At 66.5% G+C, this 17,605-nt stretch carries 16 protein-coding genes; 6 read left to right on the forward strand and 10 right to left on the reverse strand.

The genetic code is table 11. From position 1 onward, the window contains the following. Positions 1-12 precede the first annotated feature (12 nt). Genes HL666_RS23250 through topA form a run of 3 tightly spaced genes read right to left on the reverse strand, consistent with a single transcriptional unit; the run spans position 13 to position 5,592 of the window. On the reverse strand, positions 13-468 hold the full coding sequence (locus HL666_RS23250; protein WP_172132750.1) for a DUF983 domain-containing protein: 456 nt from the start codon (positions 466-468) through the stop codon (positions 13-15). Further along, complete coding sequence (rnr, locus tag HL666_RS23255) at positions 465-2,840, reverse strand: ribonuclease R (protein ID WP_172183846.1); 2,376 nt, start codon at positions 2,838-2,840, stop codon at positions 465-467. The genes HL666_RS23250 and rnr overlap by 4 nt, the downstream gene beginning before the upstream one ends. A 4-nt stretch (positions 2,841-2,844) precedes the next feature. After that, on the reverse strand, positions 2,845-5,592 hold the full coding sequence (gene topA, locus HL666_RS23260) for a type I DNA topoisomerase (RefSeq protein WP_172113996.1): 2,748 nt from the start codon (positions 5,590-5,592) through the stop codon (positions 2,845-2,847). 224 nt (positions 5,593-5,816) lie between these two features. On the opposite strand from topA, the gene HL666_RS23265 reads away from it, so the two are divergent. Next, a complete protein-coding gene (locus HL666_RS23265; RefSeq protein ID WP_172113997.1) occupies positions 5,817-6,026 on the forward strand; it encodes a hypothetical protein in 210 nt (69 codons plus the stop codon). Positions 6,027-6,037: 11 nt separating this feature from the next. Here the strand turns inward: HL666_RS23265 and HL666_RS23270 are convergent, their stop codons facing one another. Further along, positions 6,038-6,481, reverse strand: a complete 444-nt coding sequence (locus tag HL666_RS23270) for a winged helix-turn-helix transcriptional regulator (protein WP_172113998.1) — start codon at positions 6,479-6,481, stop codon at positions 6,038-6,040. A gap of 150 nt (positions 6,482-6,631) precedes the next feature. Here HL666_RS23270 and HL666_RS23275 point away from each other — a divergent pair, with 150 nt between their 5' ends. Next, positions 6,632-7,405 (forward strand): SDR family NAD(P)-dependent oxidoreductase, encoded by a 774-nt coding sequence (locus tag HL666_RS23275; RefSeq protein ID WP_172132748.1) that lies wholly within the window; start codon positions 6,632-6,634, stop codon positions 7,403-7,405. A gap of 77 nt (positions 7,406-7,482) precedes the next feature. Here HL666_RS23275 and HL666_RS23280 read toward each other — a convergent pair whose 3' ends face one another. Beyond that, complete coding sequence (locus HL666_RS23280; RefSeq protein WP_172114000.1) at positions 7,483-8,094, reverse strand: FMN-dependent NADH-azoreductase; 612 nt, start codon at positions 8,092-8,094, stop codon at positions 7,483-7,485. A 97-nt stretch (positions 8,095-8,191) separates the two neighbouring features. On the opposite strand from HL666_RS23280, the gene HL666_RS23285 reads away from it, so the two are divergent. Beyond that, a complete protein-coding gene (locus HL666_RS23285; protein ID WP_172114001.1) occupies positions 8,192-8,590 on the forward strand; it encodes a winged helix-turn-helix transcriptional regulator in 399 nt (132 codons plus the stop codon). 3 nt (positions 8,591-8,593) lie between these two features. Here the strand turns inward: HL666_RS23285 and dprA are convergent, their stop codons facing one another. The 5 genes from dprA to HL666_RS23310 all read right to left on the reverse strand — a co-directional run bounded on the left by dprA (position 8,594) and on the right by HL666_RS23310 (position 14,236). Further along, the gene (gene dprA, locus HL666_RS23290) at positions 8,594-9,712 is read right to left on the reverse strand and encodes a DNA-processing protein DprA (protein WP_172183848.1); all 1,119 of its coding nucleotides are present in this window, start codon (positions 9,710-9,712) and stop codon (positions 8,594-8,596) included. 64 nt (positions 9,713-9,776) lie between these two features. Then, positions 9,777-11,105 carry a patatin-like phospholipase family protein gene (locus tag HL666_RS23295; RefSeq protein WP_172183850.1) on the reverse strand — a complete coding sequence of 443 codons (1,329 nt, stop codon included), beginning with the start codon at positions 11,103-11,105 and terminating at the stop codon, positions 9,777-9,779. 214 nt (positions 11,106-11,319) lie between these two features. Beyond that, positions 11,320-11,916, reverse strand: coding sequence for a glycerol-3-phosphate 1-O-acyltransferase PlsY (gene plsY, locus HL666_RS23300; protein WP_172114004.1), 597 nt, complete (start codon positions 11,914-11,916; stop codon positions 11,320-11,322). A gap of 42 nt (positions 11,917-11,958) precedes the next feature. Next, a complete protein-coding gene (locus HL666_RS23305; RefSeq protein WP_172114005.1) occupies positions 11,959-13,260 on the reverse strand; it encodes a dihydroorotase in 1,302 nt (433 codons plus the stop codon). Positions 13,261-13,282: 22 nt separating this feature from the next. Further along, positions 13,283-14,236 carry an aspartate carbamoyltransferase catalytic subunit gene (locus HL666_RS23310; protein ID WP_172114006.1) on the reverse strand — a complete coding sequence of 318 codons (954 nt, stop codon included), beginning with the start codon at positions 14,234-14,236 and terminating at the stop codon, positions 13,283-13,285. 154 nt (positions 14,237-14,390) lie between these two features. Between HL666_RS23310 and HL666_RS23315 the strand changes: the two genes are divergently transcribed. The 3 genes from HL666_RS23315 to HL666_RS23325 are packed head-to-tail and all read left to right on the forward strand — an operon-like array spanning position 14,391 to position 17,600. Further along, entirely contained in the window at positions 14,391-15,113 is a 723-nt protein-coding gene (locus HL666_RS23315; protein WP_376698615.1) for a M15 family metallopeptidase, read from the forward strand. Between the two features lie 22 nt (positions 15,114-15,135). Continuing rightward, entirely contained in the window at positions 15,136-16,779 is a 1,644-nt protein-coding gene (locus tag HL666_RS23320) for an acyl-CoA dehydrogenase family protein (RefSeq protein WP_172183852.1), read from the forward strand. Further along, positions 16,776-17,600, forward strand: coding sequence for a CPBP family intramembrane glutamic endopeptidase (locus tag HL666_RS23325; RefSeq protein ID WP_172183854.1), 825 nt, complete (start codon positions 16,776-16,778; stop codon positions 17,598-17,600). The genes HL666_RS23320 and HL666_RS23325 overlap by 4 nt, the downstream gene beginning before the upstream one ends. Positions 17,601-17,605: the final 5 nt, after the last annotated feature.

A 17,605-nucleotide genomic window follows, 5' to 3' on the forward strand; every position in this document is an offset into this window, starting at 1 on the left:
TGATGGAGCCGTTTACACCGGCGGAATGCCTTCCACCGGATTGTCGTCGAAGCCGTGCATGCGGAAGGCCCATTGCAGGCCGACGACGGCACCCTTGACGGGCTGCAGCAGCGCGAGCGACGAGATCAAGGTCACCGGCAGATAGATCGCGAGTTGCAGCGCGACCGGCGGCGCGTAGTTGGTCTCGACCGACAGCACCAGCGGCACGATGATATGGCCGACGATGACGATCACGAGATAAGCGGGCAGGTCGTCGGCGCGGTGGCCGGAGAAATCCTGGCCGCAGCGATCGCAATTGTCGGCGACCTTCAGGAAGGCGCGGAACAGCTTGCCTTCGCCGCAGCGCGGACAGCGGCCGCGGAGGCCGTGCTTCATCGCCGTCCAGACGTCGCGCTTCTCGACGGCGCCGGCGTCGCGCGTCCAGGTCTGCGGCAAAGTCTGCGGCAATGCGCGGGGCGTTGAACTCATGGCGTCCATGATCTGCCTTTCTTCGATGTGCCGGGCTTGCGTTTTGCCCCTGCCTTTTGGCTTTTCTTACGGCTCTTTTCTTTATGTTTTGGACGAGCCTCGGACTTGCTCCGTTTGCTCGCCTTGGCGTTCGTCCCGACGGTAGTCTTGCGCCTGGGTCCCGCGCCGCGCGGATGCCGCGAGACCAACACGTCGGCCTGGGTCAGCAGCTCGAAGCGCAGCGCACCGGCTACCGGTTGAGCTTCTACCAGACGCACGTCGACGACGTCACCCAGCCGGTGCATGGCACCGCTGCGCTGGCCGATCAGCGCATGCCTCACCTCGTCATAGTCGAAATATTCCGTGCCGAGGGTTCGGATCGGAACCAGGCCGTCGGCGCCGGTGTCGTCGAGCTTGATGAAGAGACCGGCGCGGGTGACGCCGGAGATGCGGCCCTGGAAGGTGGCGCCGACGCGATCGGCGAGGTGGTGCGCAATCAGCCGGTCGGCGGTCTCTCGCTCGGCCTTCATTGCGCGGCGCTCGGTCACCGAGATCTGCGCCGCGACTTCCGCCAGATGATCCGGCGTCTCGCTGTCGGGCAGGGCGCCGTCGCCGAGGCCCAGCGCACGCAAGAGGCCTCGATGCACGACGAGGTCGGCGTAGCGGCGAATGGGAGAAGTGAAGTGCGCGTAGCGGCGCAGGTTCAGGCCGAAATGCCCGTAGTTTTCCGAGGAGTACTCGGCTTGCGCCTGAGAGCGCAGCACGACCTCGTTGACGAGCTGCTCGTAGTCTTGACCGGCGACCAGCGTGAGCACGCGGTTGAACAGCGACGGCCGCAGCGCGCCCGACTTGGCAAAGGGCACGTCGAGCGTCTTGAGGAAGTCCTGCAGCGCATGCACCTTCTCGACCGTCGGCTCGTCATGCACGCGGTAGATCAGGGGCAGCGCCTTCTTCTCCAGCGCTTCCGCCGCGGCGACGTTGGCGAGGATCATGAACTCCTCGATCAGCCTGTGCGCGTCGAGGCGCTCGGGCACGACGACGCGGTCGACGGTGCCGTCCTTTTTCAAGAGGATCTTGCGCTCGGGAAGGTCGAGGTCGAGCGGATCGCGGGCGTCGCGGCCGCGCTTGGCGACCTCGTAGGCCGCATAGAGCGGCTTGAGGATCGGTTCGAGCAGCGGACCCGTCACGTCGTCAGGCTTGCCGTCGATGGCGGCCTGCGCCTGTGCGTAGGACAGCTTCGCGGCCGAGCGCATCAGCACGCGATGGAACGAATGCGAGCGCTTGCGGCCGTCGGCGCCGATCACCATGCGCACCGCGAGCGCACCGCGCGCTTCGCCCGGCACCAGCGAGCACAGATTGTTGGAGATGCGCTCCGGCAGCATCGGCACGACGCGGTCGGGGAAGTACACCGAGTTGCCGCGGATCAGCGCGTCGCGATCGAGCGCTGAACCCGGCCGCACGTAGTAGGCGACGTCGGCGATCGCGACGTGGAGAATGAAGCCGCCGACATTGTTCGGATCGGGATCCGGCTCGGCATGAACGGCGTCGTCGTGATCCTTGGCGTCGGGCGGGTCGATCGTGACCAGCGGCAGTTCGCGCCAATCCTCGCGGCCCTTCAGGGTCGCGGGCTGCGCCGCTTCGGCTTCCGCAACGGCAGCAGCCGAGAAGTCCATCGGGATCTCGTGGGCGTGGATGGCGATCAGGCTGATCGCCTTCTCGGTCGCGACCGAGCCGTAGCGCTCCTTTACCCGTCCGGCCGGCAGGCCGTAGCCGCGGCCGCGCAAGAGATCGACGCTGATGAGGTCGCCGTCCCTCGCGTCCCTGGTGTCCCCGGGCGCGATCGAGAGTTCGCGTCCCGCCTGCTTCTTGTCGACCGGGATCAGGCGACCGCCGCCGTTGGGATTGCTTTTGAAGATGCCGAGCACGCGATTGCGCGCCTGGTCGAGCACCTTGAGCACGCGGCCGCGATAGGCGACGCCTTCGGCATCCTGGATCGGCTCGACGCGGAGCAGGGCGCGATCACCAACGCCGGCGGTGGCGCCGGGCTTTGCGAGGCGAGAGGCATAGATGCGGATGCGCGGCGGCTCGGACTGTTCGGCCTCGTCCCATTCGGCGGGCTTGGCGATCAGCTCGCCATCGCTGTCACGGCCGGTGATATCGGCCACCAGGGTGGCGGGCAGCGTCGCGGACTCGACGATCGTCTTGCGGCCGCCTTTCTTGACGGTGCCCTCCGCGACGAGCTCGCGCAGCAGCTCCTTGAGTGCTGCGCGATCGGCGTTCTTCAGGCCGAATTCGCGGGCGATGTCCTTGATGCCGACCTTGCCCGGATTGGCGCGGATGAAGGCGACGATGGCCTCCCGCGGAGGGAAGCCGATGTCGCGCTTTTTGGTCATTTTCTCATCCGCGGGCCTTGCCGGCGCTCTTCTTGGGCGTGGCCTTGGTCGCGGGCTTGGCCGATGTCTTGGCGGCCTTGGCAACCGGCGCACGCGCCTTGCTGGTGGAGTCTGATTTCGGCTTGGTGGCCGCCTTCTTCGCCACGGCCTTCTTCGCCGGCTTCGGCGTGTCGTCGTCGCCGCCGGTCTTGGGCTTGGTGGCCGCCTTGGGCTTCGCCGCCTTTTTCGGCGCCTTGGCCTTGCCGCCACCCTTGGCCGCGCGCTCGTCGAGCAGCGCGATCGCCTCGGCGAGCGTGATGGTGTCCTTCTCCTTGTCGCCCGGGATGGTGGCGTTGACGCCACCCGCGGTGACATAGGCGCCGTAGCGGCCGGCCTTCACGGCGACCGGTCCGAGCGAGGGATGATCGCCCAGCGCCTTGCCGGGATCGGCACCAAAACGCTTGCTCGGTCCCTTGGCGACCTTTTCGGCGATCAATGTGACGGCGCGGTTGAGGCCGATGTCGAACACCTCGTCGCCGGCCTCCAAGCTCGCATAGGTCTTGTCGTGCTTCACGAACGGCCCGAAGCGGCCGAGATTGGCGATGATCGGCAGACCCGTCTCCGGATGAATGCCGACCTCACGCGGTAGCGACAGCAGCTTCAGGGCGTCCTCGAGTTCGAGACTTGCAGGCGAGGTTCCCTTGGGAATGCCGGCACGCCGCGGCTTTTCGCCCTCGGCGTAATCCTTCTGTTCGCCGAGCTGGATGTAGGGGCCGAAGCGGCCGGCCTTGACGACCACGTCGAGGCCGGTGTCCGGATCCTGGCCGAGCACGCGATCGGCCGTCGCCTCGCTGTCGGCGGCGAGCGGACGGGTGTAGCGGCATTCCGGATAGTTCGAGCAGCCGACGAAGGCGCCGAACTTGCCGGCCTTCAGATTGAGCCGCCCGGTGCCGCAGGTCGGGCACTGCCGGACGTCGCCGCCATCCTCCCGCGGCGGATAGATGTGCGGACCCAACATTTCGTCGAGCGCGTCGAGCACCTGCGCGACGCGCAGGTCCTTGATGTCGTCGACCGCGCCGATGAACCCGGTCCAGAAATCCTTCAGCACCTGCTGCCAGGCGATCTCGTTGTTGGAGATGCGGTCGAGCTGCTCCTCCAGGTCCGCCGTGAAATCGTATTCGACATAGCGGCGGAAGAAGTTCTCCAGGAATGCGATCACGACGCGGCCCTTGTCCTCGCCATGCAGCCGCTTCTTCTCGAGCTTCACATAGCCGCGGTCCTTCAGCACCTGGAGGATCGAGGCATAGGTCGAAGGACGGCCGATGCCGAGCTCCTCCATGCGCTTGACCAGCGAGGCCTCGGAGAAGCGCGGCGGCGGCTCGGTGAAGTGCTGGGTGACGGCGAGATTCTGCCGCTTCAGCGCTTCGTTCGGGCTCATCTGCGGCAGGCGGCGGCCGTCCTCGTCTTCCTCGTCGTCGCGGCCCTCCTGATACAGCGCGAGAAAACCGTCGAACTTGATCACCTGACCGGTGGCGCGCAGCTCCAAAGTGCGCGCGCCTGCCTTGGCGACGATGTCGACGGTGGTGCGTTCGAGCTCGGCGGATTCCATCTGGCTCGCGATGGTGCGCGTCCAGATCAGCTCGTAGAGCTTGGCCTGGTCGTCATCGAGCCGCTTGCGCAGCTCGGCCGGCTTGCGCGACAGGTCAGTGGGGCGGATCGCCTCGTGCGCTTCCTGGGCGTTCTTGGCCTTGGTCTGGTATTGCCGCGGGCTGTCCGGCACGTATTTGTCGCCGTAGATCTCGCCGATCACCTTGCGCGCCTGGGTGATCGCGGAGCCGTCGATCTGCACGCCGTCGGTTCGCATGTAAGTAATGAGACCGGTGGTCTCGCCGCCGATGTCGATGCCTTCATAGAGGCGCTGCGCGATGCGCATCGTGTGCGCCGGCGCGAAGCCGAGCTTGCGGCTGGCTTCCTGCTGCAGGGTCGAGGTGGTGAAGGGCGCCTGCGGATTGCGCCGCGCCGGCTTGGCATCGACGGTCGCAACGGTGTAGCTCGCGGCGTTCAGCGCGTTCTTGAAATCCTCGGCTTCCGCTCCGGTCCCGATGTCGAGCCGCTGGATTTTCTTGCCATCGGCGCCGACGAGGCGCGCTTCGAACGTGTCGCCGCGCGGCGTCGCCAAGGTGGCGATCAGCGACCAGTATTCGCGCGGCACGAACTTCTCGATCTCCATCTCGCGATCGCAGACGAGGCGCAGCGCCACGGACTGCACGCGGCCGGCCGAGCGCGCGCCCGGCAGCTTGCGCCACAGCACGGGAGAGAGCGTGAAGCCGACGAGGTAGTCCAGTGCGCGGCGCGCCATGTAGGCGTCGACCAGCGCACCGTCGATCTGGCGCGGGTGCTTCATCGCCTCCGAGACGGCCTGCTTGGTGATGGCGTTGAAGACGACGCGCTCGATCTTCTGATCCTTGAGCGCGCGTTTCTCTTTCAGGACTTCCAGCACGTGCCAGGAGATCGCCTCACCTTCGCGATCAGGGTCGGTGGCGAGAATCAGACGGTCCGCGCCCTTCAGGGACTTGGCGATGTCATTGAGCCGGCCTGCCGCTTTGGGATCGACTTCCCAGATCATCCGAAAATTTTCATCCGGATCGACGGAACCATTCTTGGCGGGGAGGTCGCGGACATGGCCGAACGAGGCCAGAACCTCGTAGGAGGAGCCCAGATACTTATTGATCGTCTTGGCCTTGGCAGGCGACTCCACGATGACGATGTTCATGTATTTCCAATGACTTAGTGGAAGGATTGAAGCCGGTTTCGCGGGATTCGCGCTCGGGCCGTTGATCCGAACATGGGTGGTGAGGAGGTTCCTGTCAAATCGAGGGGTGTTGAAAGCCGATTGCGTTGAATCGGCGAAGTACCTATCAGGTTGTAGGGAGCGCTGCAGGAACCATGCGCTTTTTATGATGTTTTTCGTCGGAATCTCGACGTTGGATAGAGGCGTTGGCCAAGGCAGCGGACAAACGCGACCCGGACGTCGAGGCGACGGTAGAGGATGCCGACGCGGCGGCGGCACTGATCGCCGAGGTGACGGCCGGCCTCTCGCAGCTGGCGCAGCGCCATAACCTCGACATGCTCGACTACCTGCTGCGGATGGCGAACCTGGAAGCCGAAGAGCATCTCAGGCTTCGGAGCAAGCACCGGCTCTGCTGACCGGCCCGCGCTCATCGCGGCGCCAGCATGGTCTCGCCAGGCGCCAGCGGTGTGCCGTCATCGGCACATAGCAGCAGCTTGCGCACCGGCCGGCGGTGGGCCCGGTCCACCAGCACCGTGGCAATCTCGTCCGGATGCTCGTCGAATTCCTCGCTCCACTGCCGCAGCGCGACGAGGATCGGAAACAGCCCGCGGCCTTTCGGAGTCAGCACGTAGTCGCGATAAGCGCTGCCATCGGCGGCCGGCTCGGTGGCGAGGATGCCGCGATCGACCAGCGCGCGCAGCCGCACCGTCAGAATGTTCTTGGCCAGCCCGAGGCTACGCTGGAAGGCACCGAACCGGCGGATGCCGAGAAATGCATCGCGGATGATGAGGAGAGACCACCAGTCGCCGATCGCGTCCAGTGACCGGGCGATCGGGCAGGGATTTCCCTCGAGGCTCGTGCGTTTGACCATCTTGCCGTCCTTATTCTTCCCTGGCGCCCGAACCTCGTCCTTCTGGCTCCTCCAGGGCGTGGGCTCGATCACGCGCTTGTGTGGTTGCATTATAAAACCGATCAGCTATCTCGTCTATTGGTTTAATAATGCAACCATATGGAGGCGGGCGTGAGGCTTGCAAACAAGACGGCACTGATTACCGGCGGCAGCAGCGGCATCGGGCTGGCGACAGCCCGCAGGTTCGTCGCGGAAGGGGCCAATGTCGCGATCACCGGGCGCGATGCGGGACGGCTGGAGAGCGTGGCGCGGGAGCTCGGTCCGAGGGCGCTGGCGCTCGTGGCCGACGCGACCGACATCGCGGCAACGGAGGCGGCGGTTGCGCGCGCCGCGGAGCGCTTCGGCAAGCTCGACATTCTGTTCGCCAATGCCGGCATTCCCGGCGCGACGCCGGCTGGAGCATCCAGGCTGGAGGTGTTCGAGCAGGTGATCCGCACCAACCTCACCGGCGTGTTCTTCACCGTGCAGGCGGCGCTGCCTCATCTCAAGGACGGCGCGTCGATCATCCTCAACGGTTCGGTGATCTCGGTGCTGGGCAATCCCGGCTACTCGGCCTACGCCGCCAGCAAGGCCGGCGTGCGCGCGATGGCCCGCGTGCTGGCCTCCGAGCTGTCGCCGCGCGGCATCCGAGTCAACGTGGTCGCTCCGGGCGCCATCCGGACACCGATCTGGGGCGCGGCGATCGCCACACCAGAAGCCGAGAAGATGTTCGAGACCAGGATTGCTGCCACCACGCCGCTCGGCCACATCGGCGAGCCCGACCATATCGCGGGCACCGTGCTGTTCCTGGCGTCGGATGACGCTGCGCACATCCAGGGACAGGAGCTGTTCGTCGATGGCGGCGCCACGAGCTCGCCGGCCGGTGCGCCGATCTATCGGGGTTAACCGGCCGGGTCGATGGGCGGTCTGAGACCTGCCCCGGGATTGAAAGCGGTGGCTGCCGGCGGCAGCCACCGAGGGACTCAAGCGGCGAGACCGCCGGCCGTTTGAATCGCCTTTGCCAGAGCCTGCTCGCGATGCTCCGGGCCGATCTCGACACCGTCGGCCGCAACGAATTCGAGATCCGTGACGCCGATGAAGCTGAAGACACTGCGCAAATAGGTCTCCAGATGTTCGAATGCCGCCATCGGCGTGTCCGCGCCGTAATGGCCTCCGCGCGAGATCGCCACGATAATACGCTTGCCACCGGCCAAACCCTGCGGGCCATTTGGGCCATAGCTGAAGGTCTTACCCTTGATAGCGATGCGGTCGATCCAGGCCTTAAGCTGGCTCGGGATGGAGAAGTTGTACATCGGAGCGCCGATCACGACGATATCGGCGGCCAGGAACTCTTCTAGAACGGCCTGTCCGGCAGCGACATCAGCTTCCACCGCGGGATCCTCAACGGGCGCTCCGTAAGCGACGGCGACATGCGTTCTGGACAGATGCGACAGCGGCTTGGCTGCGACATCTCGGTAAATCACCTCCAGCCCCGGAATGATCTGGCGAAAGCGGCCGACGATCGCGGCGGATACCTGACGGCTGACGGAGTTCGGGCCGAGCACGCTGGAGTCGATATGAAGCAGTTGGGTCATCGGTCAGTCACCTCAGTATTGGTTTGTAACTGGCGCACTATGAGTGACTGTGATGTAACCCCACAAGAACGCACATTCTTGAAACCCGGGCACAGCCGTGACACCTGCGAACAGCGATGATCCTGACCTTACGACCCAGCCAAATCATAATGACTGCCGGGGCGTGGCCTCGATCCTGGCGCGCGTCGGCGACAAATGGAGCGTGTTCGTGATCATGATGCTGCAGGACGGGCCGAAGCGCTTCAACGAGCTGAAGCGCCTCGTCGGCGGCATCTCCCAGCGCATGCTGACCCTGACGCTGCGCGGTCTCGAGCGCGACGGGCTGGTGACACGGACGGTGTTTCCGACCATCCCGCCGCGGGTGGATTATGAGCTGACCGATCTCGGCCGCGGCCTGTCGCAGCCCGTGCAGGCGCTCGGGCAGTGGGCCATCCAGCACCAGGAGCAGATCGAGCACGCGCGCACGCGCTTCGACACGCGCAGGGAGGCCGACTGAGAGTCAGGTCAGCGACACCATCCCGCCGCCGTGGCGCTCCAGCCGGCCAGCCAGCTCGAGTTCGAGCAGCACCATGCGCAGCACCGCTGGCGAGAGGCCGCTGAGCCGGATCAGGTCGTCGATCGACACCGGCGTCGGGCCGAGCAAGGCGATGATCTGCGCACGGTCGTGGTTCTCTGGATCCGGCGCGAACAAGTCCTCGTCCGGCTCGCGCAACGGCAGGGGCTGCGGCCGCTCCATGATCGGGCCGACGGCCTGGATGATGTCGGCGGCTTCGGTGACCAGGGTGGCGCCCTGCTTGATCAGGTCGTTGGTGCCGGCCGAGCGCGGGTCGAGCGGCGAGCCGGGCACGGCAAAGACCTCGCGGCCCTGCTCGCCGGCCATGCGTGCCGTGATCAGCGAGCCCGAGCGATGCGCGGCCTCGACGACCACGACGCCGAGTGACGCGCCCGATATCAGCCGGTTGCGGCGGGGGAAGTCGCGGGCGCGCGGCTCGTGGCCGAGCGGCATCTCGGAGATCGCGGCGCCGCTGCCGCCGAGGATGGCACCGAGCAGATCGACATGCTCCGGCGGATAGATCCGGTCGTGGCCGCCGGCGAGCACGGCGACGGTGCCGCTCGACAGGCTCGCGCGATGGGCGGCCTGATCGATGCCGCGGGCCAGGCCGGAGATGATGACGAAGCCAGCCTCGCCGATCTCATTGGCGAGCTGGCCGGCGAATTTGAGCCCCGCGGCGGAAGCGTTGCGCGAGCCGACGATGGCGATCATCGGGCGCATCAACGTCGTGCGGGCACCGCGCAGGGCAAGCAGGGGAGGCGCGTCGTCGCAGGTGGCAAGGCGGGGCGGATAGCCGTCCTCTTGCGGCGCTCGGAGCTGGACGCCGTATCGCCGGCAGGCGTCGAGCTCGGCCTCGGCTTCGTCGATCGTGCAGATGCGGCCGGCCCTTGCAGCTCCACCACGACGTGCCAGATCGGGCAGACGGTCCAGGGCGATACGCGCGGTGCCGAAATGGTCGAGCAGCGACCGGAAGGTGCGCGGCCCGACATTGTCGGAGCGGATCAGGCGCAGCCGGTCGCGCCGCTCGGTCTCGCTCAGCTCGATCGTCGTGTTGATTGCATCCACGCGAAGCCCCCGCACCATGGCAGGCCAGCATGGAGCAACCCGAGAGCGCAGGGAAGAGGGGGCGCTACGCCGGCGCGACGTCGCGGAGGGGCTCGGGAGCCGGCGCTGCCGGTGCCGAAGGAGACACCGGCTGCTCGTCCTGAACGGCCGGTGTGGTGCCGACGGGAGCCTCGCGCAGCCAGCGGTCGGCGGCGGCGCGCCCGCGCTGATGCAGCATGTCGATGAAGTCGCTGCCGAGGTCGGTCGCATCGCGCTGAGCCAGCGCCTCGATCTCGTCGTCGGCTGCGAGCCGATGCACGCGCGGCGGATGCAGACCGTCGCTGCGGGCCCATTCGAGCGCCGCGAGCTCGGCGTTGAGAACGGCGTTGGCGGCGATCTGGTCGAGGCGGCGATCGATCGCAGCCGAGGTCACCGGCACGTAGCCGTCCCGCGCGGGGGTGACCTGGATCACCAGCAGGTCGGCCGCGCTGGAGTCGTGGGCGATCTGGATCAGCGGCGGATTGGCGACGTAGCCGCCATCCCAATAGGTCTCATCCGCGATGTCGACGGCGGCGTGCAGCTGGGCAGGGCAGGTCGAGGCGAGCAGAACGTCCGGCGTGATCTCGCCGTTCCGGAAGATCTGCGGCAGGCCGTCACGGACACGCGTCGCCGCCACCAGCAGGCGCGGTGCGGCTGCGCTTTGCACGGCCTCGAAATCGATCGTCTCCGCGAGGATGTCGCGGAGCGGGTCGAGATCGAGCGGGTCGGCGCGTCCGCCGCGCAGTCCCGCGCCGAACGAGACGGCGCTGCTTGCCGGCGAATATCCGCCGATCACCATCAGCGAGCGGAACGAGACCTCCTCGGTGAGGCGGGTCCAGAACAGAGCGAGCCGGCTGCGCGCCTCGTCGCGGCCGCTCCTGGCAAGTCCGCTGGCCAGCAGGGCAGCGTTGACAGCGCCCGCACTCGCGCCGCTGATCGTGTCGAAATCGCAGCCGGGCTCCTCCAGCAGACGATCGAGCACGCCCCAGGTGAACGCCGACAGGGTTCCGCCGCCCTGCAGCGCCAGCGAGAGCTTGCGCGGCGGCCACGTCCGCGGCGGTGGCGGCAGCGTGGCGCTGGCGATGGTCTCGGCCAGCGATCGCTCCGGCGTATCGGCCGGCGCGGACTTGGTCTCGGCGGTGATGGAGTCGACGACCTGCGTGGCGTTGTCCGACGGCGTGCTCTCCGAGCGCGCCATCGCGATGCGCGCGTCGTCGGCCATTGGATCGTCGACAGAAGCTGCGGGGACGGGTGTCGCAGGCTCGCTCGCTGCCGGTTGGGCCACGCGGCCGGTGACGCCGAACGGATCATCCGTCGACCAGATTTGAGCCGCGGAGAGGAGGACGCTGGCGCTCGAGCGGACCGGATTGGACATTGGCTGCGCCGACTCCTCATCAGTGCGATCATCGCGCATAGCCGATGAACCGCTCGAATTGGTCTTGCGTAATCAGATGCCGGAATCATGACAGGCAATCATGATTCACACCAGAGTCCGACGTTGACTTATTAGCTGATCACGCAGCGGTGTTGCAGCGCTGCCTCTGTGAGTTCAGCGTGCAACACGAATTTTCCGTAATTGTCCGGGGCAACTACTTCTTCGCGCCGATCTTGCTCTCGGTGCCGGCCTGCAATCGCTTGATGTTCTCGCGATGCATGTAAATGAGCAGCAAGGTGAGCACGGCAAACAAGGCAGCAAGCGCAGTGTGACCGAAAGCCCACAATACGATCGGTGTCAGCACGCTCGCGACGAGTGCAGCGAGTGATGAGTAGCGGAACGCGAACGCGGTCGCGAGCCACACCAGGCAGAAGAAGATTGCGCCCGGCCAGAACAGACCGATCAGGATACCGATATAGACCGCGACGCCCTTGCCGCCGCGGAATTTCAGCCACACCGGGAACAAATGGCCGAGGAAGGCGCCAAGGCCCGCGATCATTGCGGCATTCGGGCCGCCGAGATAACCGCAGAGGATCACCGCCGCCGTGCCTTTGAGGGCATCGCCGAGCAGGGTCGCGGCGGCAAGCCCCTTGCGGCCGGTGCGCAGCACGTTGGTTGCGCCGATGTTGCCCGAGCCGATGCTGCGCAGATCCTGCGTGCCGGCGAGCTTGGTGAGGATCAGCCCGAACGGGATCGAGCCGAACAGATAGCCGATGATGAGGCCGACGGGCAGGAACGCTTCGGATCCCATCACACCACTCCTTCTACGCCAGGTTCTAAGCCAGGACGCGGGTCAGACATGTTCGAACACGGTGCGACCGCCGACGATGGTGCGAACCACCCGGCCGGTGAAGCGGGCCTCGTCGAACGGCGTGTTCTTGCACAGCGATTTGAGGTCGGCCGGATCGAGAATCCAGGGCACGTCCGGATCGATCACGATGATGTCGGCCGGCGCGCCGGCCCGCAAGGTGCCGCCGGGCAGGCCGAGCAGCTCGGCGGGGCGGGTCGACATGGCGCGGATCAAGGTGGTCCAGCTCAGCTCGCCGCTGTGCACAAGCCGCAGCGACGCTGCGAGCATCGTCTCCAGGCCCACCGCGCCGCTCGCGGCCTCCGCGAATGGCAGGCGCTTGACCTCGACGTCCTGCGGATTGTGGTCGGACATGATGACGTCGATCAGCCCCGAGGCGAGCGCCTCGACCAGCGCGCGGCGGTCGACCTCGGTGCGCAGCGGCGGCGTCAGCTTGAGGAAGGTGCGATAGGGGCCGATGTCGTTCTCGTTCAAGGTGACGTGGTTGATCGACACCGACGCGCTCACCGAAAGGCCGGCATCGCGGGCGCGCCTGAGCACGTCGAGCGAGTCGACCGAACTCAGTGCAGCCGCGTGATAGCGGCCCCGGCTGAGCGCCACGAGACGCATGTCGCGCTCGAGCACCACGGCCTCGGCGGCCGGCGGAATACCCTGCAGGCCGAGGCGCGAGGCGAACTCGCCTTCGTTCATGACGCCTTCGCCAACGAGGTTCGGGTCCTCGGTATGATGCACGATCAGGGCGTCGAAGTCGCGGGCATAGGTCAGCGCCCGGCGCATCACCTGCGCATTCATCACGCTGGTGTGGCCGTTGGAGAAGGCCACCGCGCCCGCCGCGCGGAGCAGGCCGATCTCGGTCATCTCCTCGCCGCGCAGGCCTTTGGTCAGCGCCGCCATCGGGTGGATGTTGACGATCGCCGTGTCGCGCGACCGCCGCAGCACGAAGTCGACGGTCGCCGAATTGTCGATGACCGGCTCGGTGCCGGGCTGGCAGATGATGGTGGTGATGCCGCCGGTCGCGGCGGCCTGGCTGGCACTGGCAAAGGTCTCGCGATGGCCGAGGCCCGGCTCGCCGACGAAGGCGCACATGTCGACGAGACCGGGGGCTACGATCTTGCCGGCGCAGTTGATCACATCGGTGCCCTCAGGCACGCCGGCTGCGCCGATGCCGCGCTTGAGGTCGCGGATCGCGCCGTCGGCGATCAGCACGTCGCCGGGGCCGTCGATGTCGCGGGACGGATCGATCACGCGCGCATTGGCGAGCAGGATCGGGCGGCGATCGGTCAGCATGGCGTTTCGTCCCGAGTTCTGTTCACGCGTTGGGCAGGTTGCGGGCCAGTGCTTCGAGCACGGCCATGCGCACGGCAACACCCATTTCGACCTGTTCCCGGATCAGCGACTGCGCGCCGTCGGCGACGATGGAGTCGATCTCGACGCCGCGATTCATCGGTCCTGGATGCATCACCAGCGCGTCGGGCTTGGCATAAGCCAGCTTCTTCTGGTCGAGCCCGAAGTACTGGAAATATTCCGACGAGGACGGCACGAACGAGCCGTTCATGCGCTCGCGCTGCAGCCGCAGCATCATCACGATGTCGGCGCCGTTCAGCCCCTCGCGCATGTCGCGTGCGACTTCGACGCCCATGCGCTCGATGCCCGGCGGCAGCAAGGTGGAGGGTGCAACGACGCGGACGCGGGCGCCCATTGTGTTGAGAAGCAGGATGTTGGAGCGTGCGACTCGCGAATGCAGCACGTCACCGCAGATCGCGATCACGAGGCCTTCAAGACGGCCCTTGTTGCGGCGGATCGTCAGCGCATCGAGCAGCGCCTGGGTCGGATGCTCATGCGCGCCGTCGCCGGCATTGATCACGGAGCCGTCGACCTTGCGGGCCAAGAGCTCCACCGCGCCGGAGGCGTGGTGGCGGACCACCAGGATGTCCGGATGCATCGCGTTGAGCGTGACCGCGGTGTCGATCAGGGTCTCGCCCTTCTTGATGGACGAGGACGACACCGACATGTTCATGACGTCGGCGCCGAGCCGCTTGCCAGCAAGCTCGAACGAGGATTGCGTCCGCGTCGAAGCCTCGAAGAACAGGTTGACCTGGGTGCGGCCGCGCAGCACGGTGCGCTTCTTGTCGACCTGACGATTCAGTTCGACATACTCCTCGGACAGATCGAGGAGGCCGGTGATGTCGTGGGCGGAAAGGCCCTCGATTCCCAGCAAATGCCGGTGCCCGAGGACGAAAGTCGATTTCGGAGAGGTTGCCATTAAAGCCAGAGCTATAGGCGCGGTTTCCGTGAGGGGCAAGGCCGAAAGCCGGGGTTCCGAGTTATCCCCCGTTCCGTCTTCCGAGCCTCTCGGGGGGCTGCAAACCGGAGGCTGGCGGGCCATCGCCGGAAGATGTCCGCTCCGATATGCCCTCATCCTGCTGGCGGCGATCGTGCCGGCCGGCGCGGCCGCGTTGCCGTTCGATTTCGTCTATCTCCGCGACATCGACCCGACGATCCTCCAGGACATTCGTTATGCCGGCAGCAACAATTTCGTCGGCCGACCCTTGCCGGGCTACGAGGCGGCCGAATGCGTCGTGACGCGTGACGTGGGGCGGCGGCTGCAGGCGGCTCAGGCCGAGCTGCGGCCGCGCGGCCTGTCGCTGAAGATGCTCGACTGCTACCGGCCGGTGCGTGCGGTCGCAGAAATGCTGGCCTGGTCGCAGGACGGCGTCGAGACCACGGCCGGCCGCCGTTACACGCCGCGCATCGCCAAGCAGGACCTGTTCCGTCTCGGCTACATCGCCGTGCGTTCGAGCCATTCGACCGGGGCGGCGCTCGATCTCACGCTGGTCGATCTCGCGGCCGACAATTCCGCGGCGTTCGATCCGGCCAAGGACTATGCGGACTGCACCGCGCCCGCAGCGCTGCGCGCGCCGGAGGGCAGCGTCGACATGGGAACCGGCTACGATTGTTCCGACGTGAAGGCTCATACCGCCGCGCAGAACCTGACACCGCAGCAGCGCCGTTGGCGCAACGAGCTGGTCACGGTGATGGCGCGGCAAGGGTTTGTGAACTATGCCAGGGAGTGGTGGCACTTTTCGCTGCCGGGCGCCGGCGCGACCACTTATGTTTTTCCCATTCGGCCGCGCCGATGATCGATCTCTACAGGGCACGGCCATGACGCAGTCCTCCTTCGCGACCCATGAGGTGTTCAACCAGTCGCCGCCGTTCGAGGATGTCAACCTGTTCACGGCCGACCGGCCGTTGATGGAGGCCCTGAAGGCAAATGACGGTGCCGGGGCCGAGCAGGATCTGACAGCGTTCGGCGCGCTGTGGGGCTCTCCCGAGACGGCGGAGCAGGGCCGGCTCGCCAACGAGAACACGCCGAAGCTGCGCAGCTTCGACGCCAAGGGCTTTCGCCGCGATGTCGTCGAGTTTCATCCCGCTTACCACGCGATGATGACGCGCTCGGTTGAGGCCGGGCTGCACAATTCGACATGGACGACAGCCGGCAAGCCCGCCGGCGGCCGCTCGGAAGTCGTGCGCGCCGTGAAGTTCTACATGGCCTCGCAGGTCGAGAGCGGCCATTTGTGCCCGATCACGATGACGAGGGCCTCGGTGGCGGCGCTCGCCGCGCAGCCGGAGCTGCTCGCGCGCGTCATGCCCGTCATCGGCACCCGCGACTATGATCCGTCATTTGCGCCGTGGTGGCAGAAGCGCGGCATGACGCTCGGCATGGGCATGACCGAGAAGCAGGGCGGCACCGACGTGCGCACCAACATGACGCGAGCTGAGCGGACCAGTGACGGCTATCGCATCACCGGGCACAAATGGTTCATGTCGGCGCCGATGTGCGACGCCTTCCTGGTGCTGGCGCAGGCCGAGGCCGGCCTGACCTGCTTCTTCATGCCGCGCTTCAAGCCGGATGGCACGGTGAACGCGATCCAGTTTCAACGCTTGAAGGACAAGCTCGGCAACCGCTCCAATGCCTCGTCGGAGGTGGAGTTCGTCGGCGCCTATGCCGAGCGGATCGGCGATGAGGGCAGGGGCATCAGCACCATCATCCAGATGGTGCAGCTGACGCGGCTGGATTGCGCGATCTCGTCCGCCGGCCTGATGCGCTCGGGGCTGGCGCATGCGCTGCATCATGCGCGTCATCGCAGCGTGTTCCAGAAGCATCTCGCCGATCAGCCGCTGATGCAGGCGGTGCTCGCCGACATGGCGCTCCACGTCGAGGCGACCACGGCGCTGGTGATGCGGCTGTGCCGCGCGTTCGACCGCACGCCTGCCGACGCGAGTGAAGCCGCCTACATGCGGCTGTTGACGCCCGCGATCAAATACTGGGTCTGCAAGAGCGCGCCGCCGTTCCTCTACGAGGCGATGGAGTGCCTTGGCGGCAATGGCTATGTCGAGGACGGCCTTCTCGCACGCCACTTCCGCGAGTCGCCGGTCAATGCGATCTGGGAGGGCTCGGGCAACGTCATGTGCCTCGACGTGCTGCGGGCGCTGTCGCGCGAGACGGAGGCGGCCGGGCATGTTCTGATGCGTCTGAAAGCCGAGACCAGCGGGCTCCCTGGCGCCGCGGAGGCGCTCGCCTTCATCGAGACCGGCTTCCGTCGACCGGATTCCGAGCGCGTCGCGCGCCTCGCGGTCGAGAGGCTGGCCCTGCTCGCAGCCGCCGCCGCGCTCAACCCCGTTATGCCCGGTCATGCGGAGCTGTTCGCCGCCACGCGGCTCGCCAACGTTCATCCGAGCATGTACGGCGCCGTCGATCTCGATCCCGCCGATACCCGGACCTTGCTGGAGCGCGCGCTGCCTTGACCGACACTCCCGAAGCCACCGCGATGGATTCCCTCGATCCGGGCAACCCGCCGCAGCAGGTCGCTCCGGCGCAGCATCAGCCGCGCACGCTGGGCTTCTGGCGCACCTTGCTGTGGGGCCTCCTCATCATCGTCGTGTTCTTCATCGGCCAGCTGACTCCGATCGCCTATTTCCTGCTGCGCCATGAGGGTCCAATCGACAGCATGGCCGCGTTCCAGTTGGCGATGATCCAGATCGCGAGCCGCTCGCTCACGGTCTCGCTGTCGGCGATCATGGGCGTTCCGGCGATTCTGATCCCGATCTATTTCGCCGTTCGCCATACCCGGATGTCGTTCGCCGATTATCTCGGCCTGCGTTGGACCGGCTGGAAGAATTTTGCCTTGGGCGTTGTCGGGATGGTCGTGATCCTGGGATGCTGGGAGCTGGCGGCGCAGCTGACGGGACGCGAAGAGAAGTCGGCGAGCTTCATGGTGGACATCATGAAGACCGCCAGAGGCGACGGCGTGGTCTGGCTGCTGGTCATCGCCTTCTGCGTCGCCGCACCGGTGTCGGAAGAGCTGATGGCGCGTGGCTTTCTCTATCGCGGCTGGTCGGACTCCTTCCTGCGCGTGCCTGGCGCCATCGTGCTGTCGTCCTTGCTGTGGACCGTCCTGCATCTGCAGTACGACTGGTTCGCGCTGCTCAACGTGTTTTCCCTCGGCGTCTGGTTCGGCTATCTGCGCTCTCGAACCCACTCCACCTATCTGACCATGGTGCTGCACGGCCTCAACAACCTCGCCGCCACGGTGCAGACCATGTGGCTGGCCAGCGGTTCTTCCTGAACGGA

The sequence above is a fragment of the Bradyrhizobium aeschynomenes genome, from assembly GCF_013178945.1.
Lineage (GTDB): Bacteria > Pseudomonadota > Alphaproteobacteria > Rhizobiales > Xanthobacteraceae > Bradyrhizobium > Bradyrhizobium aeschynomenes.

Coding starts and splice junctions, on each gene's coding strand:
- HL666_RS23250 (WP_172132750.1), bottom strand. CDS start 468: ATGAGTTCAACGCCCCGCGCATTGCCGCAGACTTTGCCGCAGACCTGG.
- rnr (WP_172183846.1), bottom strand. CDS start 2,840: ATGACCAAAAAGCGCGACATCGGCTTCCCTCCGCGGGAGGCCATCGTC.
- topA (WP_172113996.1), bottom strand. CDS start 5,592: ATGAACATCGTCATCGTGGAGTCGCCTGCCAAGGCCAAGACGATCAAT.
- HL666_RS23270 (WP_172113998.1), bottom strand. CDS start 6,481: ATGGTCAAACGCACGAGCCTCGAGGGAAATCCCTGCCCGATCGCCCGG.
- HL666_RS23280 (WP_172114000.1), bottom strand. CDS start 8,094: ATGACCCAACTGCTTCATATCGACTCCAGCGTGCTCGGCCCGAACTCC.
- HL666_RS23295 (WP_172183850.1), bottom strand. CDS start 11,105: ATGTCCAATCCGGTCCGCTCGAGCGCCAGCGTCCTCCTCTCCGCGGCT.
- plsY (WP_172114004.1), bottom strand. CDS start 11,916: ATGGGATCCGAAGCGTTCCTGCCCGTCGGCCTCATCATCGGCTATCTG.
- HL666_RS23305 (WP_172114005.1), bottom strand. CDS start 13,260: ATGCTGACCGATCGCCGCCCGATCCTGCTCGCCAATGCGCGCGTGATC.
- HL666_RS23310 (WP_172114006.1), bottom strand. CDS start 14,236: ATGGCAACCTCTCCGAAATCGACTTTCGTCCTCGGGCACCGGCATTTG.
- HL666_RS23320 (WP_172183852.1), top strand. CDS start 15,136: ATGACGCAGTCCTCCTTCGCGACCCATGAGGTGTTCAACCAGTCGCCG.